The sequence below is a fragment of the Psychrobacillus sp. L3 genome, from assembly GCF_042945595.1.
GTDB lineage: Bacteria > Bacillota > Bacilli > Bacillales_A > Planococcaceae > Psychrobacillus.
On sequence record NZ_CP168493.1, the window covers coordinates 3,677,488 to 3,702,737 of the forward strand.

25 protein-coding genes and 1 pseudogene are annotated in these 25,250 nt (G+C 34.7%); 8 read left to right on the forward strand and 18 right to left on the reverse strand.

Annotated features, from left to right (window positions below; translation table 11 throughout):
* Positions 1 to 4 precede the first annotated feature (4 nt).
* Together ACEPXD_RS18400 and ACEPXD_RS18405 are read left to right on the forward strand one after the other, a co-directional pair.
* Positions 5 to 1,348 (forward strand): GH1 family beta-glucosidase, encoded by a 1,344-nt coding sequence (locus tag ACEPXD_RS18400; protein WP_391118308.1) that lies wholly within the window; start codon positions 5 to 7, stop codon positions 1,346 to 1,348.
* Between the two features lie 484 nt (positions 1,349 to 1,832).
* A complete protein-coding gene (locus ACEPXD_RS18405) occupies positions 1,833 to 2,876 on the forward strand; it encodes an LCP family protein (protein ID WP_391118310.1) in 1,044 nt (347 codons plus the stop codon).
* A 347-nt stretch (positions 2,877 to 3,223) separates the two neighbouring features.
* On the opposite strand, the gene ACEPXD_RS18410 is transcribed toward ACEPXD_RS18405, so the two are convergent.
* The 6 genes from ACEPXD_RS18410 to ACEPXD_RS18435 all read right to left on the reverse strand — a co-directional run bounded on the left by ACEPXD_RS18410 (position 3,224) and on the right by ACEPXD_RS18435 (position 8,629).
* Positions 3,224 to 4,039: an ABC transporter permease gene (locus ACEPXD_RS18410; RefSeq protein ID WP_391118312.1), complete on the reverse strand. Its 816-nt coding sequence runs from the start codon at positions 4,037 to 4,039 to the stop codon at positions 3,224 to 3,226.
* Entirely contained in the window at positions 4,036 to 5,067 is a 1,032-nt protein-coding gene (locus tag ACEPXD_RS18415) for an ATP-binding cassette domain-containing protein (RefSeq protein ID WP_391118314.1), read from the reverse strand. The genes ACEPXD_RS18410 and ACEPXD_RS18415 overlap by 4 nt, the downstream gene beginning before the upstream one ends.
* Before the next feature lie 346 nt (positions 5,068 to 5,413).
* Positions 5,414 to 6,004 carry a DNA-3-methyladenine glycosylase I gene (locus tag ACEPXD_RS18420; RefSeq protein WP_391118315.1) on the reverse strand — a complete coding sequence of 197 codons (591 nt, stop codon included), beginning with the start codon at positions 6,002 to 6,004 and terminating at the stop codon, positions 5,414 to 5,416.
* Between the two features lie 349 nt (positions 6,005 to 6,353).
* Positions 6,354 to 6,836, reverse strand: a complete 483-nt coding sequence (gene rraA, locus ACEPXD_RS18425) for a ribonuclease E activity regulator RraA (RefSeq protein WP_391118317.1) — start codon at positions 6,834 to 6,836, stop codon at positions 6,354 to 6,356.
* Between the two features lie 310 nt (positions 6,837 to 7,146).
* Complete coding sequence (locus ACEPXD_RS18430; protein ID WP_151701649.1) at positions 7,147 to 7,419, reverse strand: DUF2277 domain-containing protein; 273 nt, start codon at positions 7,417 to 7,419, stop codon at positions 7,147 to 7,149.
* Positions 7,420 to 7,762: 343 nt separating this feature from the next.
* Positions 7,763 to 8,629: a serine/threonine protein kinase gene (locus ACEPXD_RS18435; RefSeq protein ID WP_391118319.1), complete on the reverse strand. Its 867-nt coding sequence runs from the start codon at positions 8,627 to 8,629 to the stop codon at positions 7,763 to 7,765.
* 240 nt (positions 8,630 to 8,869) lie between these two features.
* Here ACEPXD_RS18435 and ACEPXD_RS18440 point away from each other — a divergent pair, with 240 nt between their 5' ends.
* Positions 8,870 to 9,181 carry a hypothetical protein gene (locus tag ACEPXD_RS18440; RefSeq protein ID WP_391118321.1) on the forward strand — a complete coding sequence of 104 codons (312 nt, stop codon included), beginning with the start codon at positions 8,870 to 8,872 and terminating at the stop codon, positions 9,179 to 9,181.
* A gap of 282 nt (positions 9,182 to 9,463) precedes the next feature.
* Here ACEPXD_RS18440 and ACEPXD_RS18445 read toward each other — a convergent pair whose 3' ends face one another.
* Together ACEPXD_RS18445 and ACEPXD_RS18450 are read right to left on the reverse strand one after the other, a co-directional pair.
* Positions 9,464 to 10,087 (reverse strand): FMN-binding negative transcriptional regulator, encoded by a 624-nt coding sequence (locus tag ACEPXD_RS18445; protein ID WP_391118323.1) that lies wholly within the window; start codon positions 10,085 to 10,087, stop codon positions 9,464 to 9,466.
* 289 nt (positions 10,088 to 10,376) lie between these two features.
* Positions 10,377 to 11,228: a leucine-rich repeat domain-containing protein gene (locus ACEPXD_RS18450; RefSeq protein WP_391118325.1), complete on the reverse strand. Its 852-nt coding sequence runs from the start codon at positions 11,226 to 11,228 to the stop codon at positions 10,377 to 10,379.
* Positions 11,229 to 11,997: 769 nt separating this feature from the next.
* Here ACEPXD_RS18450 and ACEPXD_RS18455 point away from each other — a divergent pair.
* Both ACEPXD_RS18455 and ACEPXD_RS18460 read left to right on the forward strand, forming a co-directional pair.
* Entirely contained in the window at positions 11,998 to 12,693 is a 696-nt protein-coding gene (locus tag ACEPXD_RS18455; RefSeq protein ID WP_391118327.1) for a DUF2225 domain-containing protein, read from the forward strand.
* A gap of 20 nt (positions 12,694 to 12,713) precedes the next feature.
* Entirely contained in the window at positions 12,714 to 13,070 is a 357-nt protein-coding gene (locus tag ACEPXD_RS18460) for a hypothetical protein (RefSeq protein WP_391118329.1), read from the forward strand.
* A 226-nt stretch (positions 13,071 to 13,296) separates the two neighbouring features.
* Here ACEPXD_RS18460 and ACEPXD_RS18465 read toward each other — a convergent pair whose 3' ends face one another.
* From ACEPXD_RS18465 to ACEPXD_RS18485, 5 genes are all read right to left on the reverse strand, one after another.
* Complete coding sequence (locus tag ACEPXD_RS18465) at positions 13,297 to 14,205, reverse strand: ABC transporter ATP-binding protein (protein ID WP_391118330.1); 909 nt, start codon at positions 14,203 to 14,205, stop codon at positions 13,297 to 13,299.
* A gap of 23 nt (positions 14,206 to 14,228) precedes the next feature.
* Complete coding sequence (locus ACEPXD_RS18470) at positions 14,229 to 15,422, reverse strand: ABC transporter permease (protein ID WP_391118332.1); 1,194 nt, start codon at positions 15,420 to 15,422, stop codon at positions 14,229 to 14,231.
* Positions 15,423 to 15,434: 12 nt separating this feature from the next.
* Positions 15,435 to 16,553: an ABC transporter gene (locus ACEPXD_RS18475; protein WP_391118334.1), complete on the reverse strand. Its 1,119-nt coding sequence runs from the start codon at positions 16,551 to 16,553 to the stop codon at positions 15,435 to 15,437.
* Between the two features lie 854 nt (positions 16,554 to 17,407).
* The gene (locus tag ACEPXD_RS18480) at positions 17,408 to 18,046 is read right to left on the reverse strand and encodes an O-methyltransferase (protein WP_391118335.1); all 639 of its coding nucleotides are present in this window, start codon (positions 18,044 to 18,046) and stop codon (positions 17,408 to 17,410) included.
* Complete coding sequence (locus ACEPXD_RS18485; RefSeq protein ID WP_391118337.1) at positions 18,033 to 18,413, reverse strand: hypothetical protein; 381 nt, start codon at positions 18,411 to 18,413, stop codon at positions 18,033 to 18,035. The genes ACEPXD_RS18480 and ACEPXD_RS18485 overlap by 14 nt, the downstream gene beginning before the upstream one ends.
* Before the next feature lie 249 nt (positions 18,414 to 18,662).
* Here ACEPXD_RS18485 and ACEPXD_RS18490 point away from each other — a divergent pair, with 249 nt between their 5' ends.
* Together ACEPXD_RS18490 and ACEPXD_RS18495 are read left to right on the forward strand one after the other, a co-directional pair.
* Positions 18,663 to 19,190 (forward strand): DinB family protein, encoded by a 528-nt coding sequence (locus ACEPXD_RS18490; protein ID WP_391118339.1) that lies wholly within the window; start codon positions 18,663 to 18,665, stop codon positions 19,188 to 19,190.
* A gap of 831 nt (positions 19,191 to 20,021) precedes the next feature.
* Positions 20,022 to 20,192, forward strand: a complete 171-nt coding sequence (locus tag ACEPXD_RS18495; protein ID WP_391118341.1) for a hypothetical protein — start codon at positions 20,022 to 20,024, stop codon at positions 20,190 to 20,192.
* 371 nt (positions 20,193 to 20,563) lie between these two features.
* On the opposite strand, the gene ACEPXD_RS18500 is transcribed toward ACEPXD_RS18495, so the two are convergent.
* Both ACEPXD_RS18500 and ACEPXD_RS18505 read right to left on the reverse strand, forming a co-directional pair.
* The gene (locus tag ACEPXD_RS18500) at positions 20,564 to 21,103 is read right to left on the reverse strand and encodes a PadR family transcriptional regulator (RefSeq protein ID WP_391118343.1); all 540 of its coding nucleotides are present in this window, start codon (positions 21,101 to 21,103) and stop codon (positions 20,564 to 20,566) included.
* Between the two features lie 66 nt (positions 21,104 to 21,169).
* Positions 21,170 to 22,330: a YhgE/Pip domain-containing protein gene (locus tag ACEPXD_RS18505; protein WP_391118345.1), complete on the reverse strand. Its 1,161-nt coding sequence runs from the start codon at positions 22,328 to 22,330 to the stop codon at positions 21,170 to 21,172.
* Between the two features lie 601 nt (positions 22,331 to 22,931).
* On the opposite strand from ACEPXD_RS18505, the pseudogene ACEPXD_RS18510 reads away from it, so the two are divergent.
* Positions 22,932 to 23,060, forward strand: a pseudogene (locus ACEPXD_RS18510) (IS1595 family transposase); the annotation flags it as partial.
* A 212-nt stretch (positions 23,061 to 23,272) separates the two neighbouring features.
* Here ACEPXD_RS18510 and ACEPXD_RS18515 read toward each other — a convergent pair.
* The 3 genes from ACEPXD_RS18515 to ACEPXD_RS18525 all read right to left on the reverse strand — a co-directional run bounded on the left by ACEPXD_RS18515 (position 23,273) and on the right by ACEPXD_RS18525 (position 25,243).
* Positions 23,273 to 23,491 (reverse strand): helix-turn-helix domain-containing protein, encoded by a 219-nt coding sequence (locus ACEPXD_RS18515; protein ID WP_391118347.1) that lies wholly within the window; start codon positions 23,489 to 23,491, stop codon positions 23,273 to 23,275.
* A 10-nt stretch (positions 23,492 to 23,501) separates the two neighbouring features.
* The gene (locus ACEPXD_RS18520; protein WP_391118348.1) at positions 23,502 to 23,987 is read right to left on the reverse strand and encodes a DUF2975 domain-containing protein; all 486 of its coding nucleotides are present in this window, start codon (positions 23,985 to 23,987) and stop codon (positions 23,502 to 23,504) included.
* Positions 23,988 to 24,667: 680 nt separating this feature from the next.
* Positions 24,668 to 25,243 carry a dihydrofolate reductase family protein gene (locus ACEPXD_RS18525; RefSeq protein WP_391118350.1) on the reverse strand — a complete coding sequence of 192 codons (576 nt, stop codon included), beginning with the start codon at positions 25,241 to 25,243 and terminating at the stop codon, positions 24,668 to 24,670.
* Between the last annotated feature and the right edge of the window lie 7 nt (positions 25,244 to 25,250).

Consider the following 25,250-nt stretch of genomic DNA (forward strand, 5'->3'; position numbering starts at 1 on the left):
AATAATGGCGATGATTCAATTTCCTAAAGATTTCAAGTGGGGAGCAGCTACTGCATCCTATCAGATTGAAGGTGCTGCAAATGAAGATGGCAGAGGACCATCAATATGGGATACTTTTTCAAAAACTTTTGGAAAAGTACATAACGGTGATAATGGGGATATCGCCTGCGATAGCTATCATCGATATGAAGAAGATGTTGATATTATCCAAGAGTTAGGTTCTAATGTCTATCGTTTTTCTGTAGCATGGCCGCGGATTTTTCCGAATGGCACTGGTGAAGTAAACCAACAAGGCGTTGAATATTATCATAAATTAGTAGACTCTTTGCTTGAAAAAGGGATCGAGCCGATGTGTACACTATACCACTGGGACCTACCCCAGTCACTTCAGGACAAAGGCGGTTGGAATAATCGCACTACCATTTCGGCATTCGTGGAATATGCTAGTTTTATGTTCAATGAATTTAATGGAAAAATAAAAAAATGGATAACGGTAAATGAGCCTTGGTGTTCTTCCTTTTTAGCAAATTACATAGGCGATCATGCCCCTGGAAACCAGAATCTTCAGCTAGCTACAGATGTCGCTCATCATTTGATGGTTGCCCACGGGAAAGCAGTGTATCGTTTTCGGGAGAGCCAAGCAGAAGGGGAAATCGGATATGCGCCAAATGTTACGTGGTACGAACCCTTCAGCAAAAAACAAGACGATATAGACGCCTGCAATAGAGCGAATGCATGGAATTTGGACTGGTTTTTTGATCCAGTTTTCAAAGGAACTTATCCTTCCTTCATGCTCGAATGGTTTGCCAAAAAAGGGGTTGCCCCTTCTATTCAAGAAGGAGATATGGAAGCCATTTCTCAGCCGATTGATTCTCTTGGGATTAATTATTACACTGGCAATGTTGCACGGTTTAAAGAAAATGAAGGACTTTTCGATATTGAAAATATAAATATGGGATATGATAAAACGGATATTGATTGGTTCATTTATCCAGAAGGGTTTTATAAGGTACTTGTCAAAATCAAGGATTCCTATGGAAATATTCCGATTTATATTACTGAAAATGGAGCTTGTTATAATGATGAGCCAGATAACGGTCGAATTATGGACGAAAAACGAATTGATTATTTAAAGGTGCACTTGGCAGCCTTGAAACGGAGCATGGATTCAGGAGTCAATATCAAGGGGTATTTAACTTGGTCCTTGTTGGATAACTTTGAGTGGGCATACGGCTACAGCATGCGATTCGGCATCGTTCATGTAAATTTTCAAACGTTGGAAAGAACGAAAAAAGATAGCTACTATTGGCTTAAAGAAACTATTCAAAACGATGGATTTGTGTTGTAGTTCGAAATTGTACCGAGTGTCGAATAGTGTGTGTTAGAACCTGGTACCTTACACTAACCCAGGGGATACAGCTACGTTTTTTGAAGCTATATCCCTTGGGCTTTTTTATTGCTTAATCACGGAATTAATCTGTATATAATTTCAGCATAGAGTTCTTCAACAGGTCGAGATCTATCAAGCTTGGTAAGTTTCTTTTTCACCCCTATTTCACGTTGTGCCACCTGTATTTTTTACTTTCCGCTCCCATGAAATAAATGGATGTATCGTGCTTTTTAAAACCAAAACGCTTTAAAAACCTCACTATACGACTCCCCTTCTCTTCTACTTTTATAACATATGCCATAGACAAAAAAGAATTTTTTGGGTAATCCATTTAGAAAGTTCTGCTTAGCTATTTCCATGTATGTGACTTCCCATGTACAAGTGTAAGAATATTATGTATAATTTGGTAATATCATATTTTACAAGTAAAGTAGGGAAAAATATGGCTCCAACACGACTTACCAAACTTAAGTCTACGAAAAAAAGAAGAATTTTATATACGGGACTTATCGTATCCATGTTACTCCTATCGGGGGTTATTGTTTTTGCAATTAATTTGTCACTTGAAACGAGCAAAGCGACATCCAAAATGTTTGAGCCTTTGGATGGTTCAACAGAAAATGAAAATCATGTAAATCCGACAGTGGATGGCTCTCCGTTTACGTTATTAATAGCAGGTATTGAACACGATGAGGGGGAAAAAAACGGCCGGTCGGATGCGCTGATTTTAACAACAGTTAATCCTAAGACAAAAAAAATATCGATGGTTAATATCCCACGTGACACAAGATTTTACATAGAAGAATTAGGCTATGAGGATAAAATAAATCATGCGTATTCCGTTGGAGGAATGAACTACACTATTAATACGTTGGAAAAATTATTAGATATTCCAATCGATTTTTATGTTTCCACTGATTTTCAAGGATTTGAAGATATTGTGGATACAGTAGGAGGGGTCGATGTAGATGTTCCATTTACATTTAAAGCTCAGCTTACAGAAAGCTTGAAGTGGAAAACATACACAAAGGGCCCAATGTTTTTAAATGGCAATGAAGCACTCGCTTATGTACGTATGCGTAAAAGAGATCCAGAAGGCGATATGGGACGAAATTCACGTCAAAAACAAGTTATGCAAGATGTAATGAATAAAGCCACAAGTCTGAGTAATATTACAAAAATTGATGATATGATAAGAGATGTTGGTAATAATGTAAAAACAAATATCCCGACCTCGGAATATTTTGGATTTCTTAAAGTGTACCAAAAGATAAAAACATCCCCAATCGAGCAATTACATCTGGAGGGGGAAAATAAAAAGCTATATGATAAGAAGGAAAAGAAGGATATATGGTACTTCTTTCCTAATGATGATTCCTTAAAAGAATTAATAGAATCATTGAAACTGAACTTAGATAACTCCGGACAAAATATACAAAGTGAAATAAAAACCAAGGAATTAAATGATTTATCAACAGGAGGCTAAAACGAATCAGTCGTAAAGACTGATTCGTTTTACTTTGTGCAGAGTAAAAGACTCAATTCGAGTGGATTTTATAATTTCGTTGGTTTCTACTATATATTACTTCATATGGGATGTCAGGAAGTATGCGACTCACTTTGTAAGTCCATTTCCTTAACCTACTTTTTTATTTTCCTGCCTTGTTGTTGTATAAAATTTCTTCATTTCATTGTAAATAAATTAGAAAACAAAAACAGCTCACTGATTGTTTCTTTAATCAGCAAGCTGTTTGATAAGTGTTCTCTGTGCCAAGCACAACTTAGAAACTATTCCGGATTGTTTATAAGTTGGTTGTAGCACAGGGAACATTACTATGCACGACGCATATATGCTCGAACCGTGATTGGTGCAAAGATTGCTACAACAACGGCAGCTCCAATAAGAGAGGCGAACAGATCCCAACCTATGGTACCAGAGTTTGCAAGATCCCTAACAGCAGTTACAAGATGCGAGATTGGGTTGATTTTTACAAACCACTGTAGAAAGTGGGGTAATGTCTCTGCTGGCACAAAAGCATTGGAAAGAAACGTCAGTGGAAACAGTACAATCATCGAGATACCCTGTACACTTGAAGCGGTGCGCGCAATGACACCGAAGAAGGCAAAGATCCAACTGATAGCCCAAGCACACACAATCACAAGAAGCCCAGCGATAACGACGTGACCTAAACCTCCCTCAGGTCGGTAGCCCATGATATACCCCATAGTGAAAGTGAGCACGGTCGCAATTGTATACCGAATCGTATCTGCCAATAGGGCTCCCGCCAATGGAGCAATACGTGCGATAGGCAATGACTTGAATCGGTCGAACACTCCCTTATTCATATCCTCACGCAACTGAACCCCGGTGACAATTGAAGTCGTGATTACGGTCTGTACGAGGATGCCGGGAATGATAACCGGCAAATAGCTTTGCACGTCTCCGGAGATAGCCCCTCCAAAAATATAAGTAAACATTAGGGTGAAAATGATAGGCTGAAGTGTGACATCGAACAATTGCTCAGGTGTACGACGAATCTTCAGCAAGCCTCGATAGGCCATTGTTAGCGAATTGCGTATAGACTGACGGAAACTCGTTTTATTGCGTAGTTGACGACCAGCAACTTGCTTAATAGAAGTACTTTTCACGCTCTTACCTCCCCTGCTTTGTTGGATTCATTGGATATCTTAGATGCATCCTCTTCAACACCATGGCCAGTAATTGATAGAAAGACCTCGTCTAGGGTCGGTTTCTGTACACTCAACTCAGCCAGCTGAACTCCTGCTCCGCGGAGGGCGATTAGCAGGTCTGTAACTCGGTCGGCATCGGCCATAGGGGCAATAATCTTCCCAGCTTCCGATGATACAGTTGACTGCACTTTGAGCACCTGTTCAACAGTCTGACGAGCGATCTGAATGTCCTTTGGATTTTGGATGCTCAATTGCAATGATGAAGTACCAATTGATGCTTTTAGTTCATCTACAGTACCTTCCGCGACAACTCTGCCATGATCAATAACCGCTACTCGGTCGGCCAGCTCATCTGCCTCTTGAAGGTATTGCGTTGTTAACAGTACAGTTGAACCGGTCTTTACTAATCGACGAATAGTGTCCCACATCTGATTGCGTGTTCGAGGATCTAGCCCAGTAGTCGGTTCATCCAAGAAAATCAGTGGCGGCTGTGAAATGAGACTTGCTGCTAAATCCAGTCGGCGGCGCATACCACCTGAGAAATTTTTCAACGGACGCTTCGCTGCTTCTGTTAAACCAAATTCCTCCAACAACTCTCCTGCCTTGCTCCGTGCCTCTGCACGCCCAAGCCCTAGTAGTCGTGAGAAGATGATCAAATTCTCAGTAGCACTAAGCGATTCATCCACTGAAGCATACTGCCCAGTAACTCCAATTAGTTGGCGTACTATATGAGCCTCCTTCACTACATCATGCCCAAAAATCCGCGTTGAACCTGCGTCTGCTTTTAGTAAAGTAGCCAACATTCTGATTGTGGTAGTCTTACCTGCCCCATTCGGACCAAGCACACCGTATATAGTACCTGCACGAACGTTCAGATCTACACCATCAACTGCACGATTGTCTCCAAATTTTTTGACAAGCCCACGCGCTTCAATAGCCCACTCACCATTGTTTGGAGTTATTTTACTTCTATTTTCATTATTCATTGTAATTCCTCCCTCTATTTATCACTTTAATTTGTATATGCTCTTTTTAATATGAACCTAGGTCGGAGCATACCCGCCACCTTAAGGCTAATTTTTGCATGTTACTCCTCTCCGTACCAAGAAGTTTCCACTCATATTTCTTCATATAATTGTTCATATAAGGATAATAAACTATATTTATGAACTGAATATGAACTGATATGAACACTAGGGTTGTTGTATTTGCGAAAGTAAATACATGAATATTTGTTCTAAACCATTAAAAACGAGGTACGAACCGCAATGCGATTTATACCCCGAAATTTCTATGTTATTCAATTTTTACTTTATGTACTCATCAAATTTCTCAATGCCCAAGAATCTTTTTATCTTCGATATGAGAAGGATGACAAAAGCATTCCAACGTATGGTCATTCACCATCCCGACAGCCTGCATATAGGAATAACAAATAGTACCGCCTACAAATTTAAATCCATCTTTTTTCAACCGCTTGCTCATCTTATCGCTTATTTCATTTGAAACAGGAACCTCTTTCATCGTCCCCCAATGATTAACTATAGGTTCGTTATCTACAAAGCTCCATATATAATTAGAAAATGAACCGTATTCTTTTTGCATTCTCAAAAATGCCTTAGCATTAGTTACGACGCTTTGAATTTTTAACTTATTTCTTACAATACCGGTATCTTCCCTTAATAATTGAAGCTTTTCATCCGTATAATGAATTATTTTTTCCCCTTCAAAATTATCAAACGCTTTTCGATAGTTTTCTCTTTTTTGTAAAATCGTCCACCAACTTAGACCCGCTTGTGCTCCTTCTAGACATAGCATTTCAAATAACAGCCTATCATCAAATACAGGCACTCCCCATTCTTTATCATGATATTCCACATATAAAGGTTCTTTTGCTATTACCCATGTGCATCGTTCAGCCATTTATAATCCACTCTCTTCTCTTTTATTTACAAAATCTGCATTGTCGCAAAAAACAGCAGATTCTCTTATGGAGATTTGCTATAACTTCGAACAGGGGTTTTCCAACCTCTATTGAGCTACTTATCTATTATGTTCAAACTATACCACACATACGTTCTATAAAGAACTAAACAACAGAGACCTAGAAAACTGTCTAGGTCTCTGTTGTTCTCATGCCGCATTAATAATAAATTATCCTTGTGTAGCTTTAATTTCAAAGAAATATCTTCCGCTATTCTATACACTTATATTACATAATAGGTTCTCGCTGGATTCAAAATTGTATTAGAACTTAGTAACCGAAAATTAATTATAAAAGAGATTTTTTAGAAATAATAACCCCGTCCTCATCCACATAAACGTACTCTCCTGGCTTCCAGTCAACTCCACCGAAGTGAAGTATGCTATTGCACTCACCAGTGCCATCTTTTTTACTTTTTAGTGGATGTGTTCCTAACGCAAGAATGCCAACATTCATTTTAGCAAGCTCAACTGAATCTCTAACGAAACCATTAATAATAACGCCTGCTAGCTTTCTTGATTGCGCAATGCCCGCTAAACGATCACCGAAAAGTGCGCATCGATTAGAACCACCACCATCTACGACAATAACAGAACCTTCCTGGACGCTTTCAAGTGATTCAACGAGAAGCACATTATCCTCATACACACTTACAGTTTCAATTTTTCCCGAAAAACGTGTCTTTTTTCCGAAAGAACGGAAAGCAATGTCGCTAATTTGTAGGGCATTCGAATAATCGTCGCATAAATCAGTAGTTTTAAAGTCTAACAAAATGGATTCCTCCTAATCTTTTTCTATTCTATATAATCCAACATTCATTCCTAGTATCCTTTTTTAAATGGAACCTTTTGAATAAAGCTTGTTCAAAAGGTGTAATTACTCCTTATTTACTAACAAATAAAAAGAATCCATTTTGAGTAGTTTCTCTCAAAGTGGATTCTTTTCTTATACCAAACACCAGATTCCCACTGAATTAGGAAATATGTTAGAACCTGGCACCTGAAAATCAATTACACAGAGGTAACTATGAATAGATAGGATAAATACAATTTCTTTAAATCTTTTCTACTCTTAGCCCTCATTAATTCGTACCAAATCTTTCAGCTGCTCTGGTACGAGCGCGCTCAGCTTCGACCTCACGATTGCGAGGTACGGCACTGGTTTCCAGCGTTTCCAATAGATTTCTAGAAACCATCGCTATCTCGTTTACTGCTCGATAAAATGTCTCCTCGTTCGCCTTTGAAGGCTTGTTATAGCCCGTTATCTTTCTGACGTACTGAAGAGATGCTGCATGAATTTCTTCAGCGGTAGCTGTTGGGTCAAAATTAAATAATGTTCTAATATTTCGGCACATAAGTTTCTCCTTTTTATTTACATTTATTATTAAATTTCACTCCACAAAGAATAACTAATATCCTTTTTAGGGGATTAAGTAACCAAAAATATCGCTGCATCATGTCCTAATCAACCGGAATTTCAAGTGTATAGTTATATTGTTTCATGTAGTGCATACTTTTTATTATAAGATATTCCGGCTCTTCGGTTGTATCAAACATTAATGTACGCTTTTTCTATATTCGACCATCCTCTATCTCCGATTTGATTTGATTTACTGTTGTTTTTTATATTAAGTACCATGTTCCCACTGAATTCGAAATTGTGTTAGAACCTGGCACTTAAAAATTATGCCCCAAATACTATATTAAAAGTGCTTGATTCCATTGATGATAAAACGAACTAATCGTTTCAAAACGAGCGGAGGGATTACTTTCCAATGCTTTTGTGCAAACATTATATAGACTTAATGATGCTTCCCACGTTTCGAAACTCTTATCACTTCGACCACCTATAAATGAAAAGGCTAATCCTGCTAAAGTATATACATTTGTAGCACTTGTAATTGCGGCGTTTAATCGATATTCTTCAGGTGCTTTAAGACGAGTAGTACCCCAAAAACCCTCCCCAATATCATTAAAAACAGGTGCCTTTTTAAAAAAGTCTATATCACAAATATGTAATTGATCATTTGTGAAATTATATAATATACTACCATCATAGAAATCAACCATTACATATCCTTTAGATTCTACAAAAACCGCAAACTCATATATTTGAGTCAATATAGAAATACGTTTTTGTAAAGATAAGTTTCTTAGTTTAACAAAAGGAGAATCCGGAGAATTGTACTTTTCAAAAGATGTAAAATCCCAATGATTGTGCATACATTCCCCGTCCACCCATTTAAATTTCAATCCGTACCCTTGTTCCGTTTGAAATGTTTCAATGAAATGAATTAATAATGGGTGATTAATATGTTGATAAACTTCCCTCGCTTCTTTTAAGCGTTTAATTGCTGCTTGTAAATCTCCAGTATATTCTAGATTTCTTGCACCAGCGTATTTAATGAAATAACGCTCATCATTTACCATAATTCCAAAACTAATGTTTCCTGAATCTTGTTGATCAAAGATAGTAAATACATCTACTTCGTTTAGCCAATTAAAATCGTGATATTCACTTAATTCTAATGATAATTTATTAATTCCAATGAATACTTTAACCAAATTATGCTCCTTCATTGTGCTTACGTAGTTTATAGAGGGATGATACGTTCACTCAAAATTGATATACCCCTAAAATGATTGATAAATTTTTCATACGACATCACACCTTTCAATAAACTGCTCATTAGTTAAATTTTTGAACACTGAATATTCTTATAGTAATTGTACAATAAATACTAAAAGCCGACACTAAGAAAAAGTTTTAGTATTGGCTTTCATTTTTATATGAAGTGAATTACGGTGCCAGGAACCCAAAACATTCAGAATTGTGTTGGTTCCTGGCACCCAAAACTATTTTTTGATGGTACCGGGCTCATTCTCGGATTCCGATGGGCTGGAGTATTTTCCTTAATCATCCTCATGCTAATCACACTCATCGGTACTGTCCCAATTAACAAAGGCATACTAGATTGGCGATTTGATACACCACCAGACAATTGGAAGTTGCTAATTAGACGTTGGGAACTATTAGATGTGTTTCGTTCATCCGCAGCAATCTTGGCTTTTGCATTTTTCTTGGTAGCAATAGTACTGCGTTTAACTGGAAATTGATATGCTTTACAGCACTTTTCACTGAATGGGAAATCATACTTATTGATCAAGACAATCCACTTGGATTTTTTTAATGAACAACCTCAAAAAAAAGACCAATTCCTAAATGGAACTGGTCCTTTCATTATTATTTGTATTTTCCGCATTGAATTCAGGATTGCATTATTATCCGGCGCCTAAAAATAAGCGCCCTAGTATGTTGTGCTCCAAATCCCAGGATCAACCATTTATTAGAATGACACTTTTGCAGTGCCCTCCCCAAGCATGACTTTTTATAAACAATTATTCTTCACTTCTTATTCTCTTTTCCATTACTTTTGCCATTTGTTGAGAATTTATATCTTCTTCCTTACGCAATTCTTCTACGATGTTAAGATAATCCTTATCATTACGATTTTGACTCAATTTATAAGCAGCTTGAATTTCTTTAACTTTAATTTTAAATCCAACAATACCTTTTAGTTCTTTTTCTAAAACTTGCGGAGAAAGTTTTTCCCATAAAACTGAATTATCACGATGTTTTTCATATTTTAGAAGCATTGTTGTTAGTTCTTGTTTTAACTCTTCTTCATTCAAAATGCTAGCTGCTCCATATATATGAACTGCCTGATAATTCCATGTTGGAACATTTTCATGCTCGTACCAAGAAGAAGAGATGTAAGCATGAGGTCCTTGGAACATAACAAGTACATCCTCACAAGTTTCAAATGTTTTCCACTGTGGGTTCCCATAAGCCATATGCCCAGTTATATAGTAATCATCACCTATTTTATTTAATCCCAAAGGTAAATGGGTCGCGATTGGTTTACCTTGTTTTGTTGTAACAATCGTTCCAAATGAATTCTCTTGCACAAAATTCCTAATTTCACCAAAATCCGTTACTTTGTAATATTTAGGTATAAACATGATTGACTCCTCCTCGATTTCACTATTGTAATATCTTCCATTATCTGAGCTAATATTATAATATAAACTGACATTCGGAAAGATACAGTTTTAAATAAGTAAGGATGACAAATGACATCTTAAATGAAACAAACAAATCTACCATCATAATGACTAACACTTGGTATTTTTTGATTTGAAAAATGGTACTGAAATTCAAAAAAACTATTTGACATATGCCGCTCGTTTTTCAAAAAAGGAACCCTTCTCTTTACTATCCATTCAGCTATTATAGGTATTGCTAATCAATCTATAAATAAACAATACAACCTTTTCGTTCTAATTCACCTAACCAATTTGGTATGATTAATTGATGATTCCATCGAAGGTCTAGACGTTCTAAACCTTCGATTTCTACCAATGACTTTGGTAATTCAATTAGATAATTACTTCTTAGATCTATTTCTAATAAATTTTTCAATTGTGCAATCTCTTTAGGCAATGTGGTTAATTGATTATGTCTCAAATTAAGCCGCCTCAATTTTCGACATTTATGTAACGATCGAGGTATATCTTTTAATTGATTGTCTTCCATATCTAAAACACGCAATAATAACAAATCCCCTAAATTTTCCGGAATGGTTGTGATTTGATTGTTTTTCAAATGTAATTCTTTCAAGTTGGTTAACTTGCCAATACTGTTAGGTATCTTTTTCAATTGATTATTCATTACACGTAGTTCTATAAGATTGTTCAAACTCCCAATTTCATCTGGTAATTCATTCAATTTATTATCACTCAGATTTAAATATTTCACTTTGATAAGCTTAGAGATTTCGGATGGAATTGTTTTCAACTTATTATTATGAAGATACAAATAATCCTCCATCTTAGTAAGATATCCTATTTCAGGAGGTATAACATCAATTTCATTATGACCTGCATCCAACATTCTAAGTTCTTTTAAATTCTTTATATCAGAGGGCATTTTACTAATTTTATTTACTGATATATTCAAAATTTCTAATCCGCTCATTGTATAGATTTCCTCAGGTATAGTTGTTAAGTGGTTATCAAAAAGATTTAAATTGATTATCTTTTTCATTGGTACATCTAATTTAGGTAAACTATCTAATTTCATATGTGGGAAATTTAGTTCCATTTGTCCATCTCCTCTTTTGTAAAATTTAAAAACCGCAACATAATTCAATACTATTTATAAACCATACTACAAGATTTATTGCCTCTTTGCTTTATTTCAACAGTGTCAGTTACCAGGTTATCATTGAATTCTGAATTGTATTAGAACCTGGCACCCGAAATTACGTTCCCAAAAGAAGAATGAAATAAATAATTCCGTAAATAGGAAGTGCAATTGAAGTAATTATATACATTGTCATTTCGCCTTTAGAAAGTTTTCTTTTCCACTTAGTTAGTTTAAGTTGCCTACAATAAATAGCGCTAAAAATGAATATTAATAAAAAAGTTAATTCCTTTATGTTTTCTAATACCGTAATCAAAAAATCAACTTCTTTAGGTTTTTGCAATAAAAATGGTAGGTACCAAGTTCTCATTGTATTAGTACCTGGCACCAGAAGCTAAGGTGTAGTATAAAATACCTATTTTAAAACTAAATAGGAATAAAGTGGCGCTAGCGAAGGAGCAACCGTGATATTTAGTTTGACAAACTATTATAAACGTTTAAACTTTATCTCAAGGTCTTAGAGACATGCAGCTGTAAGTATTAAATGTACTTTCAAACAGAAGAAAAATAATATTTGGAGTTTCTTCAGTGATTCTAAAGGTGTATACCAAAAAGCATATAATTGTTAAAATAAAATATAAGTAATTAAACATATTGAACGAATATTTATTATTTTTAATAGAACAAAAGGAACGATAAGAAATTCAGCGTAAAGGAGTTGGTTCATATGGCATATAACATTTATTACTATGAAAGTAGCGTAGATTGTAAGTTTTGCAAAAAACACTTTACGACTTATAAAGTACGTCCAAATCGCTTTAAAGTAATCGAGGAACAAACAGACTTCATGCCAATTTATGAAGGCTTGAATCCCTTGTTATATGAAATAGCCGTTTGCCCACATTGTGGGTATGCCTATCACAAGTCCATGACTAGAACGTATGGACCTTTCATGCTATTAATTGATGAATTGTACATTAAAGAACTACAAAAACCGATAAACATTTGTAAAGAACGTACAATAGATGATGCGATTGCAAGTTATAAGTTAGCATACCTCGTATCAAGAGCTTCTATGGAAGAGCCACTGCTAATGGGAAATTTCGCGTTGAAAATAGCGTGGCTCTATCGTTTAAAAAATGAATCCGAATCTGAAATGCACTATCTGTATTCTGCTAGAGACTTTTACAGTAAGTCTTTTGCATCGAATCAAGAAGGAGAGGAACGAATTCAATATTTATACGCAGAACTAAGCCTTCGGATCGGTGATATTGCAGAAGCAAAAAAAGGATTCTCCAGATTGATTTCCAATCATAGTGTTTCCAGCAAATATCGAAAATTGACAAGTAATCGTTGGGAAAACTATAAACATGAAGAACATACTATTAAGAAAAATGAAAGCTCAGGAGAAATTATCAATTAAGAAAAAGCGAGGCGAAAAGCTTGGTTCAGCTGTTTGGGAAAAAAATAGATGCACGAGAAGAAGATATTTTTTCGGAATTACTTCATTTTTTACTAAGAAAAAATAATCGCACCTTAACAAACGATGAAGTCGTAGAATTAACAGGCGTTTCATCCGACTTGCTCTATAAATGGGTAAAAACAGGGAAATTACAAAGTACAACTTTCCCAAATTTAGGTGCACCATGTGAACGATGCGGAAAAATTACACAAGCAAAAATATGCGTCGGCTGCTCATCAACCATAGTCAACACCTTAAAACAAGAAGAAAAGGATCAAGTATGGTTCAATCAAATTCAACACAAAAATTCAAGAGTAGGCTCATACCACTATAAATGAATCTATAGAATACACCTCTAATTTGGAATAAAGTTGATTAATAAGACTTATAAAAGGAACTCATTTTGAAGAAAGATTGACCAAAAATGAATTCCTTTAGCCGTTGCATAGATATGATTTCTTAGAAAAGTTTGATGAAGGCTACTAATTTTATTACAAAGATTGCTTATTTCTGATTAAGCATCCAAAACGAAAATATGTCTATATTGATATTTTTCAAATAACCTCATTCTTCTTGATAATACATAGAATACAAGTCGGTTAATGTTACTTTTCCAAAACTAAACTGTGTTATTTGATTTTCTTTGAAAAATGTCACGACATTTCCTAATTCCACTGAATCAAATCCATGGACATCTATTAGAGTGGCGCCATTCGGTAAGTGTTGTACGTTTATTTTTGAAAACTCTTTTGATATCTTTTCTTTTAGCATGTCCGACACTTCTGCTACCCGAACGGTTGTGATCTCCTTTTCTTCAAACTCTGGGGATAGAGCATTTACATGTATTAGCTCCCCGTTTTTCATAAAGAAAATGCGATCTGCATACTTTTCTAGGTTTTCTAATAAATGAGAAGCTACGATAATCGTTTTTCCCTCAGACTTCTTTTTAACTAATATTTGCGAAATAAGCTCGACATGAGTTGGATCTAATCCATTCATCACTTCGTCCATTAACATAACTTGAGTATCCGATACAATTTGCATCGCAAAACAAAGTCTTTGGCGCATACCCAAAGAATATTTTCCTGTGTGCTTATTTATATAGGACGCCATTCCTAGTTCCTTTATTGTACTATCAATCAATTTTGGATTACTATACCACATAGAAGAATAAATTTTTAAATGCTCTTTACCCGAAATTTGATTGTATAAGTCACTTTGATCGGGCATCATGGAGACTAGTTGATGAATTTTCACTTCATTCTTTTCATTTGTATATTCTACCCAATCATTTAAAATGACTTTCCCGCTGTTTGGATTGATATAATTCATGATGACATTCATAAGCGTTGACTTCCCTGTCCCATTGGGAGCAACCAAGCCAATAATTTCTCCTGGATGGAATATCTCGGAAACATCCTTTAAAATGTCTCTACCCGAAAACCGAACACCAATATTTTTTAATTCAATCATATTTTCCCTCCATCCCTATGAAACTAAAATAATTTAAACTTTCTATGACGACTAATCAAGAAAGTAACGAACAGTAAAATACATGTACATAATCCTATTATAAAAAGTCCGGTACCAAATGTAAGTCCATCGGTAGCATAGAGAAAGTTCCGATACCCGGAAATAATTTGTCCTACTTGGACATAACTCGTTGGATACCACTGAACATCCCGAATAGCTCCAATTCCTCTAACGTAGTACATAAATTCAGCAACAACAAACACGCAGCCTACTACTAAATTTGCAAACTCGTTTTTTAAAATCACACTTACAAGTAGAAGCAGAGAAACGATGAATAAAAACCAGAACATAATGAATATCATGTTCTCCATTAAATATTGCCACATCATTATATTTGAAAAGTATTTTTCACCAGGTTTAATAATCGGAACAGGCAACCATAAATCACCAAACCCATTTCGAGCCCCTATTATCAATAAACCTACGGAAAGTGGGATAATCGCTAGTATACTTCCCAGTAAGGAAACCACTCCCTTAACCAGCAACTTTCCCCAATCTGAAAATGGCAAACCCTGTAACAATGTTGGATTCCGTCGATCCTTCATCACAATATCCACTGTGAAAAGTATACAGCAAACAAGGAGGATGAGCGGCAGATAAGCTTGTAACAAACGTTGCAATGTTTGAAACGCAGTTCTTTCCTCGAAAACATTTACGGATAAATTTGATTTCCCTTCTGTATATCCTTCGAAGCGACTTGCAGTATATAAATACGCATAATGCCCGTCCACCCACGCGTAAGTATTTCCATATGTGTAATACCTAGGATTGTATAATAGCAAATCACCTCCATATCGATAAATCATCCCATCAGAGTACGTATACCATTTAAATGTGGCCTCCGCATAATCATTTAGTTTGTGCTGCTTGATAGCGTCTAATCTTTCTTTATCGTATTTATTCCATTCAGGGTATATCTCAGCAGCAAATCTAGTATTATAGTGCGTCCACTTATGAATCACTACACGTTTTAGAAATTTTTCCCTCGTTAAATACCGTGCCTCTATTTCACTTACATCTACTTTTTCGATAGGATCATATTCTGGAGCGATTTTTAGTGCATAATAGCACGAAAAGAAAAGTAGAATGACATAAATTGCGATATTCTTTTTATTGCTCATAAATTGAAAAAACTCCATCTTAAAATATGCGCTCATTATCTCACTCCCTTATACCTTTTTTAGTTTCCCAGTAGTCAAAAATAACTTTACAGCGACTATCATTATGCCAATACTTATCCCGATATAAATAAGTCCATATGTGCTATTTAAGGCGACAGGTTTGGCAAGGTCGAGTGTCTGACCATTCAATACGCTAGAAAAGTTCAAATAGTTAAATGGATTAAACGGAATAAGATTCGTCATGCTTGGAAATAACATAGGGAGAACATACAATAACAATTGCACAAATAGCGTCAAATACATATTCTTCAACAAAACATTCAATATGACAGATAAAAGAATAGCGAAAATGGAGATTAAAACCATGTATAGTAAGGATATACCTAAATATTTGTATATTGTATAAACATCAAAATCACCATTAAAAATAGCGATAGGATAGGAAGGGTCCCCTAATCCTTCCAAATGAATTAATGGCAGGCTGCAAACAAATAATAACAAGATAAATACACCTACTAGGAACATGGATGAGATACATTTAGCTATAACGTACTTATCAAACGATACTGGATAGCCTTTAATCAAAGACGTATGCCGGAATTCTTCTATCATGATCCCGCATGAAAAAAAGGCTATAAAAATAAACCAAACGGATCCGAGCATACCAAATAGATAAGAAATAAATGGAAAAAATAACAATGGATTCGTGGATAACGGAATTTCTGTTTTCTTCATATATTGATATAATACGCTATCTAATTGATTTACCCTTATAGAAGGTAGATTACTCGCAACCTTATCATATCCCTCCATGTCAAATGCCTTATCTCTTAAGTCTGCAAATTCTATCGCTGTATCCAAAAGCAATTCAGGTAGATCCATCCTTATAGCCATACGTTGCTTGGAAACTAATTGTTGCTGGAGCACTAAATTCCTATATAGTTGGCTGCCTCCCCCTTTTGGAGTGGCGTCTACATTTTGAAATTTAGTCAACGCGGAAGTGAGTGATTGATATTCAATTGATTGTTCTTTTATTCCGTTTCCTAAATCCTCCGTTTTTACAAAAAAAATCATGCTAAAAACAAATGCTGCCACAGCAATACAAGTAAAAATATTTTTTTTATTTGATTTCTCTAAAATAAAAAAAATCTTTAAAATTCTCCACATAAGCATCCCCCAAAATACTAATCTCTTTATTAAATAAGTATCATTATAATTAGTGATAAGACTTGTATTATTTTTTTCAACTATTAACTATAGTAATATTGAAATACACTGACAACATTACTAATTTTCATGTCCTCAGTTAAAATAATCTAGCATTCTATGATAATAACTTTCTCAATTAGCAAATAATAAAAGAACGTACACCACTGCTGAATGGCAAATGCATGTCTACATCAAATTTATCTGTACTCGCTCATTCAATAACCTGTCTTTGATACTCTGTTAACACGAAATTCTTTGTCATCACATTGTTTATTTCAACTGAAATAAACAAAACTGCAATCTAAAACCTATTGTAATTACGGAAAATTCAGTTAAATATGATTAGTTTTGTTCCAAATTTGATAAAAACTCACGCAATCCACTTGACCTAATACCTTTTAATCTCGTAGATCACTCTAATGAAGAAACACCTAAGATTTCATCAAAGCTCTCAAACTGCTTCAATACTAGCCGTGCTAATTCCGCTTTTTCAACTTTCAGACGTTCTTTTTTCTTTGGACATAAGAACACCCCTCTAGACAATCATATCTAAAGGGGTAAAATAGTGCAACATTTTTACAAATATTCAAACTTCAATAAAAGTCGTTAATTTCTTTTATAAATGGTCAATTATTGTACTTTTGGAATAAAAATTTATTAAAACAAGTAACAAACCCTTCTTTGATGATAAAAGAAAAAACATTCAGAAAAAAATTTAATCACTTCTTATGCTCGTCATTAATGAACAGCTCCATCGGTGTCTTTAATACGTAGAACAAGCCAATAAAAATTAATGCCACTCGTTGTCTTTTTTATTTCTTGACTTTTGAAATAGTCATCCCATCACCGATTGGAATAATAACAGATTCTAATTGAGGATGATTAGCCACAATTTCATTGAATTTCTTCATTAACTCAGTATAACGTTTAGGTTTAGCCCCTTGGTCTGCTACGCTACCACCTGCAAGTACGTTATCAGTAACTATTAAAGCACCCGAATCTGCTAGACTAATACAATATTCTAAGTAATTTTCATAATTATCTTTATCCGCGTCAATAAAGAAAAAATCAAATCGCTTATTATCCCCAACTAGTTTTTCAAGACTCTGCAATGCTGCTCCGGTAATGTATGATACTTGATCTCCAAAGCCGGCTTTAGATAAATTGCTATGCGCTAACTGTGCATATCTCTCCTCTAATTCAAGGGAAGTTAATTTTCCTTCTCTATCAAATCCTCTAGCAAGGCAAATTCCGCTATAGCCACCAAGAGCACCTATTTCAAGAACATTTTTAGCCCCTGAAATTGATATAAGCATGGTTAGAAGTTTTCCAGAGGAAGGAGATACCGATATGGAAGGCATTCCGTTTTCTTCGATGGACGAAATGACTTCCTCCAAAAGTGCATCCTGATTATGAAACACTGAATCAATATAGCTGTTAATTTGTTTCATTAAATTCAATTCCTTCCTCATTATTATCTAAAGACTTTTCACTATCCTCCACCAAATTTTCTTCTCCTTCATTATCTTTGGGTGTTTCCATTGTCTCGTTCTCATGAATTTCAAATAACTGAACAAATTCGTTTATTACCATGTCCATGGCTTTTAATTCACCGACTAAAATTGGTTGAATAGATTGAAACTCTGGTTTATCTAACTGTTCCATAATGGTTGAACGTTTAAGATTCATCCTCTCTAAAAAAGCAATTGCTCTACCTCGACGAAATGTTTTCGGTCCATGTGAACCATCTCTTCCTCTGTAACGCTCACCACGATGATGCCCCTCACTCTTAAAGTCCTTGATTTTTTCATTTCTCATAATAAATCACCTTTCTTTGTATACAATTGTATACAATTAGATATATAGAATTGTATACAAACGTATACATGTTGTCAATGTTTGTTCAAACGGATAATGTTAGGTAATGTTAGGTAATGTTAGGTACCAGGTTCTCATTCGATTCGGAATTATGTTAGAACCTGGCACCTGAAAACTTACCAACGGGTGTGATTGAACAGCAGGAGTAGAGAGAGTAGCTCGTGATTAATCATAGAAAGGAGCAGTATTATGAATTTTAATTTGAAAGAAGCCATTGAGGTTTTGGAGCGTACACCACATACATTGGAATGTTTTTTATCTGGTTTATCTGATGAATGGTTGCAATGCAATGAAGGGGAAGGAACCTGGAATGTCACAGAAGTAATTGAGCACTTCATTGAGGGAGAGAAAAATAATTGGATACCAAGGATAGAAATTATTCTTCAGGAAGGTGAAAATAAATTTTTTCCCCCATTTGATCGTTATTTTCACTTAAATGAAAGGTCTGAAAGATCTATTGAACAAAAGTTACTTGAATTTAAAACGATTAGAACGCAAAATATAACCAGACTTAAGGTTCTTATTGAACCTGAATTGCATCTTGAATTGACGGGGTTACATCCTGCATTTGGTGTAGTGAAGTTAAGAGAATTGCTTTCTACGTGGGTTGCTCATGATTTAACGCATATTGCTCAAATCGTAAGGGTAATGGCTGAGAGATACAGAGCGGACGTTGGCCCTTGGAAAGAATATTTAGGTATATTGAAAAAACAATAAAAGAATTATTCAAATCATAAAAAGATATATATTTCAGAAATTAGGTCTTGAGAAAACCCATAATACACCTTCATTAAAGCTACTAAAGATGATGTTTCCATGGAATACAGATTATCAAAATTATGAGCGAGAAAGTATATTAAACATTCTTAAACCATACACAGAAAAAGTTCTAGTGATTAAGACCAAGAATGATTTGTATAATTTATTAAACCTAATAATAGGTAAATGAAATTTTTGGCATAATAATACAAAAAACCAATCATAACCAAAGTGATAAAGCAACAAACTTTTTTGCGAACATCGTGACTTAATTCTAAGCAGCACATCTTTTTTTTACATCGCGACTTTATTTTAAATCAACAACTAACCTCCCTCTATAAACGTTGATACCTCAATGTTTATAGAGGGAGGTTTGTTGAAAAGTATCATAATTTTAGTTGAACTATATGCAAACGTACACCCTTTTTTTGGGGGGATATTAAATACCGTGTACCAGGTTCCCATTGAATTCAGAGTTGTGTTAGAACCCGGTACCTGAAATTAAGGCCCTGGATTATTATTTATTGTACTACCTGCTGTCTTTGATCAAATTATTTTTGGTGAAGCTTTCTTATTAGGGTTTTTAGCATTATTTTTATTCGCCAACGAACAAAATATGCCTATTTTATTGGTGTTTTAATTTTCGCAGTAGGTGTTCCTTCAGCATTATCCTATAGCGTATTTGCTTATATTTTAATCTTCTCGAAGAATATTTTTGACTCAGCTGATTATTTAGTTAGTAATATTTTAATGCCACTAGGTGTGTTCTTAATCTCTATTTTCATACCATTGAAGATTAAGAAAAGTACTTTACGAGAAGAACTATTACAACATTCTCGTTTAGGATCTTCTGCATTTAATATTTGGCTCTTCATTATGAAGTACATTATCCCTCTAATCATTATCATCGTATTCCTTGATATTACGGGCATACTCGATAAAACTATTGCACTTTTTTAAGATGAAACCACCTGGGTTTTAAGTGCATATAAAGAATTGGAATAAAGTTAGATTAAAAATATTACTTGAAGAATTATATAGCAACAAACGAAAAAATCCATTTTGAAAAAAGTTTGATCAAAATGGATTCTTCGTTTGAAAATGTAGGTTTAGTTTTTATAAAAAAGTTTGATCATTTTTCTGTTTGATATAAAACTAACTCATAGTATTATTGAAGTAAAATCTACTTTTACTGAACCTCCATGTAAAATAAAAGTAGTAAAATGTTACAATCAAATGGCACTACAAAGTAATCGAGATGGTAAAGGTTAATATCACTTAAAAATAATAAAAAGAAGGCTATTTACAATCCTCTGTAAATAGCCTTCTTCCTATATTTCCTCTTTTTGAATATGGTTAATTAATCTCTCAAAATACTGTATTGAAGAGTTTACTCTATAGTTTGCATAATCCCCAATAAAGTCTGCTAATACTTCTTTCCCTGGTTCCATAAAATGTTGTCTCTCAAATTTAGACATCTTGTCCCAAGTCGTTTTTATCTCATTTACCTTTTTTTCTAATATACCGATGACTTTATCTCGATCCACATATTTCATATTGGCTAAACCAATGACCATACTACCGATTGTGTCTGCATTTTCAAAGAGTTTATAGATTTTTTTCGGTAATATTTCTCGGCCTTTTTCAGTGATTGCAAATACTTGTTTATCTGGTCGATGCTCTTCTTTAATGATTTCTTTTGCCTCAATGAAGCCTTGCTTCGCTAATGATTCAAAATGGTAATATAACTTGCTTTCAGTTAGACCATTTATCGTATCAAGTGGCTGTAATTCTGAGATTTGTTTTTTCAATTTATAAGGGTAATTATTTTCTTCCATAAGCTTAGTCAGAATGAAAATTTGAATTGCCATTATTTCAGCTCCTTAGGCAAATATTAGTTCTATTGTATCAAAACTAATCATTTACTTCAGCAGAATTTAAACTTTTGCAGATTCTCTTGAATCCTCTACTAGCACTGGCTTGTGTAAGATCCAAACGATAACAATGTTAATTAGCATCGCTACTATACCAACTAAAGCTAACCCTAACAAATAAGGGCTTACACTTGTACTACCAAAAATATTCGCAAAGTAAGCTTGCACTGAATAATACATCGGTGTAATATGGCTCGCCCACTCATAAGGTGCATACATCATATCACGTGAAATCGTTGCACCATTAGCAATCGTTTGAACTAATAAAATTGGGATATTTAAGATCATGCCTGCTTCACCAATTAAGAATACTACAATTGCTGTGAAGTTAAAGCATACCCAATAGTTCAGGATTTGTTGTCCCCAAATTTGGAAGAATAAATCTCCGCTTAAATCATTGATACCAAACGCTATACCTGCTGAAGCTAAACCAGCAATAACACCAATAAGGATTGCTGTTAATTGTACATAAATGAATAAACGTGTTTTCGTAGCTCTCCCGCGATTTACTTTAAACGCTCCAACTAATTGCATCGCCGCAATCATCGCCCCTACATATAAGGACATAGTTAAGAACATTGGTAACATATTGTTATGCATACCATCTGGAATGTCATTAATTTTAACAACATTACCTACATAACTGTTTTCAATCAGCTCAGCCATTTCTTTTGCTTGCTCTTCTGGTACATTAAAGTTCATTAAAATACCTTGTGCTGTTTGCTGTGAGAATTGGCCACTTAATTGCTCATTAATTTGAGAAACAACTTGTGTCATAGAAGATGATACAACTGTTGCCCCTGCTTCGTTGAGAGTGAAATCAATGCTTGATGATACATCACTATTTCGTAAATCAGCTGAAAATGTTTCTGGAATATGGATAACTAAAGCTAATTCGTTATCTTCTAAATTTTTTAAAGCCGCTTTATTCGAAATGTTTGTTTTTATATTCTCAAATGGGAGTTGTTCTACTAAGCTCTCTGTAATTTGAGCTCCAGATTCTCCTACATCATCATTAATAATGGCAATCGGTAATTGATCGATATTCCCAGGAATTGCTGTATAACCTGGCAAAAAGATTCCTAACATACACACTGCATAAAAAACACCCATAAATATAGAGCCTATGGCACCTTTACTCTTCAAAAACTCTGTAAATTTCATATTGTAATCCCTTTCTAAATATCTATTTGTTATTTCATTATTAATTAAATTAAAGTACTTTAATTGAACCACTTTAACTGAACCACGTTTAGTATCTTATAAGATTAAAGTTTCAATTGCAATCAAAAAGTATAGTATGGCCAATTTTGTTGTTAATTTTTGTCCAAGTTATGAAAACGAGAGGATCGTTACTAACCATAAGTGATCTAAACTTATTAAAAAATAAGTACATCGCTAATAAAATAACACCGCCATAGCAAATCCAATTCGAACAAGGGGAGATCCTAATTTATTTTTACAATCTTGGTGTTACTAAATAAAACAACTTTTAACTCATCATTAGCTCTCTAAAATTTCCAACTATTTAATTCATGAATTATAACTGAATAAAATGAATTGATCTTATCAATCTTGCCCTAAAATAAAAATAAACACTGTTCCTTTTTTACAGGAAAGCGCCTCATTTCTGAAGATAGTTGAATATACTTTTGTCTCAATTGGTCTTTAAAAAAAGCTACATTAAATTTATTGGTATATTTCGAACAAATCATAATCTTTTTTTGGGATCCTTACTGTATAAATTACAAAAGGGGCAATTCAAATGACTTTAGCGAACATAATAGCTGATATTTTTTCTTTAAACGATAGGGACAAAGAATCCATTTTAGATTATCTAACTCGCCATTTCTCGGCGTCGACTTTACAGCAAGGAGCTTTAATCGGTGAATTGTTCAGTTACAATTAAGTCAGGTACTGATAAGAATTATCAAATTAAAAAGGAACCAAGTTTTTCTTAACGGGTTCCCATTTGAGGTGCAAACATTGCAAATCACATTATATTTTTTTCACTGACATCAATAAACGAAAAGAAGGGATAGCAATTAAGCTATCCCTTAAATTCTCTTTCAACTCCCGTTAGTTAAATAAATTTGTTGTCTGTTTTTATTGAGTGTCTTCGTCGCTTATGTACTCCAAAATATCACCTGGCTGACAATCCAAAGTCTTACATATTGCTTCTAATGTTGAAAAACGAACCGCTTTTGCTTTCCCATTTTTCAGAACAGAAATATTTTCCATAGTAATTCCAATCCTCTCCGAAAGCTCCGTTACACTCATTTTTCGTTTTGCTAACATCACATCAATATTAATAATAATTGCCATATTATCCACCTCAGACCGTCAAATCATTTTCTGATTTTATGTTGATCGCTTCTTGTAGAAGCCGTTGGAGGATAGCAGCAAAAACGGCGATAACCAACGAAGAAAAAATGATGATGAGTCCCATTAATCCAATAGGAGGGTCAACTTTCTTAGCTATAAAACGGAAGAGTGGCAAACCTAATACATACAAACCACTGATTGTAATCGCACAGCACTTTATGTTCATTAACGACTTTACAGATAATTCCGAGAACGCTGTGTTTTCGTCAATGTACCGTAAAAGATTGAAAGCCTGATAGAGAGCAAAGTAAAAAGGCACAGCCGCTCCATACATCACGATGAAAATGAGATATTTCAATGGGGCAATATTTGGATACAATTTTGATGCGAAATTCTCCATATGGGGCACTAAAAATATACATAAAGCAAGAACTGCAATTCCAGCCATAAAAATAATTAACTTTAAGAAAGTGGTTGAACCTCGTTTAACATTCATATTAAGCACCTCAATTATTTAATGACAATATAAACTTAACTCACCATTTATCGTTTCGCAATAAATCTATATTGTTTTACATCATATTATTTTTGTTATTTAAATATCCTTTTAATTTTGACAAAAATAAAATACATTTCTTATTACAAAGAAATGCTCTCACTATAAAATGTTAAATTTACAACTTGTTCAAAAAGCTCAATCCGAATAACATGGATTGAACTTTTCTAATTCAATTAACAAAGGGGGGTTATTGATTAAAATTTCAGTTCTCAACTTTGTTGTTCAGTACCCGACTTTGTTGTCATTTAACAAAAATTGTAGCTTTGAAATAAAGTTTGATCAAAAATGTTAATAGAACCCCTACTTTATGGTAAATAGAAGAATTCATTTTGAAAAAAAGATTGATCAAAATGGATTCTAAAATTTTGTATCCAGATGGAATTTTTATAAAAAAGTTTGATCATTTTCTGTCATAAGAAAATAAAGTATTAGACAGAATGTGTCTATCCCAAGCGGCTTTTCAAATTATAAAACCTCCAGACTTCAAAAAATAAGTATTCGACTGACACCAAAAATAGAAACAGCGGCAGCCTTGGACGAGAAAATAAAGTCCTAGACTGCCACTGTTTTATTGAACTATCGTACTCGATAGCGTAATCTACTTTAGGGAGACAAGGTCATCTAACCGTCTGGTAAATGAGACCTATGGCTCCAGAATCAAAGGTCTTATTTTCGATAAGTTTAAGATTGATCTTCTCCTTGAGACCTTGGAATAACGGCAACCCGCTGCCGATCAGGACGGGAGAAACCGTAATTTTATACTCATCTATTAAATCAAACTGCATAAGGTAGTGTGCGAACCTAGGACTGCCGAGTATGACCATATCCTTGCCTGGCTGCTGTTTGAGGTTCTTGATCTCTTCTTCGACATCTTCTTTCACCAGTCTAGAATTATTCCATTCGACTTTCTCCAGCGTCGTGGAAAAAACGATTTTGGCTGTCTTTTCGATCCACTCGGCATGATTCCGTTCATACTGCGAAGCCGATGGGTTCGAAGGCACAGATGGCCAGTAACTGTGCATCATCTGATAAGTCCCCCGTCCCCAAATGACAGTGTCGGCAGTACTCAGAATTTCTTTCGCGTGTTTCTCCAAATCAGCATCGTAGGAAACCCAGCCAATGTCCATTTCACCGTTCGGGCCTTCTACAAAACCGTCAAGCGATGCGTGCAAAAATAGAACGAGTTTTCTCATTTTCAGT

Excerpts from the sequence above, each read along its gene's own strand:
- ACEPXD_RS18505 (WP_391118345.1), bottom strand. The coding sequence starts at position 22,330 with ATGAAATTTACAGAGTTTTTGAAGAGTAAAGGTGCCATAGGCTCTATA.
- ACEPXD_RS18525 (WP_391118350.1), bottom strand. The coding sequence starts at position 25,243 with ATGAGAAAACTCGTTCTATTTTTGCACGCATCGCTTGACGGTTTTGTA.
- ACEPXD_RS18480 (WP_391118335.1), bottom strand. The coding sequence starts at position 18,046 with ATGAAACAAATTAACAGCTATATTGATTCAGTGTTTCATAATCAGGAT.
- ACEPXD_RS18490 (WP_391118339.1), top strand. The coding sequence starts at position 18,663 with ATGAATTTTAATTTGAAAGAAGCCATTGAGGTTTTGGAGCGTACACCA.
- ACEPXD_RS18455 (WP_391118327.1), top strand. The coding sequence starts at position 11,998 with ATGGCATATAACATTTATTACTATGAAAGTAGCGTAGATTGTAAGTTT.
- ACEPXD_RS18475 (WP_391118334.1), bottom strand. The coding sequence starts at position 16,553 with ATGTGGAGAATTTTAAAGATTTTTTTTATTTTAGAGAAATCAAATAAA.
- ACEPXD_RS18465 (WP_391118330.1), bottom strand. The coding sequence starts at position 14,205 with ATGATTGAATTAAAAAATATTGGTGTTCGGTTTTCGGGTAGAGACATT.
- ACEPXD_RS18450 (WP_391118325.1), bottom strand. The coding sequence starts at position 11,228 with ATGGAACTAAATTTCCCACATATGAAATTAGATAGTTTACCTAAATTA.
- ACEPXD_RS18400 (WP_391118308.1), top strand. The coding sequence starts at position 5 with ATGGCGATGATTCAATTTCCTAAAGATTTCAAGTGGGGAGCAGCTACT.
- ACEPXD_RS18445 (WP_391118323.1), bottom strand. The coding sequence starts at position 10,087 with ATGTTTATACCTAAATATTACAAAGTAACGGATTTTGGTGAAATTAGG.
- ACEPXD_RS18415 (WP_391118314.1), bottom strand. The coding sequence starts at position 5,067 with ATGAATAATGAAAATAGAAGTAAAATAACTCCAAACAATGGTGAGTGG.
- ACEPXD_RS18405 (WP_391118310.1), top strand. The coding sequence starts at position 1,833 with ATGGCTCCAACACGACTTACCAAACTTAAGTCTACGAAAAAAAGAAGA.
- ACEPXD_RS18420 (WP_391118315.1), bottom strand. The coding sequence starts at position 6,004 with ATGGCTGAACGATGCACATGGGTAATAGCAAAAGAACCTTTATATGTG.
- ACEPXD_RS18430 (WP_151701649.1), bottom strand. The coding sequence starts at position 7,419 with ATGTGCCGAAATATTAGAACATTATTTAATTTTGACCCAACAGCTACC.
- ACEPXD_RS18515 (WP_391118347.1), bottom strand. The coding sequence starts at position 23,491 with ATGGCAATTATTATTAATATTGATGTGATGTTAGCAAAACGAAAAATG.
- ACEPXD_RS18500 (WP_391118343.1), bottom strand. The coding sequence starts at position 21,103 with ATGGCAATTCAAATTTTCATTCTGACTAAGCTTATGGAAGAAAATAAT.
- ACEPXD_RS18520 (WP_391118348.1), bottom strand. The coding sequence starts at position 23,987 with ATGAATGTTAAACGAGGTTCAACCACTTTCTTAAAGTTAATTATTTTT.
- ACEPXD_RS18485 (WP_391118337.1), bottom strand. The coding sequence starts at position 18,413 with ATGAGAAATGAAAAAATCAAGGACTTTAAGAGTGAGGGGCATCATCGT.
- ACEPXD_RS18470 (WP_391118332.1), bottom strand. The coding sequence starts at position 15,422 with ATGAGCGCATATTTTAAGATGGAGTTTTTTCAATTTATGAGCAATAAA.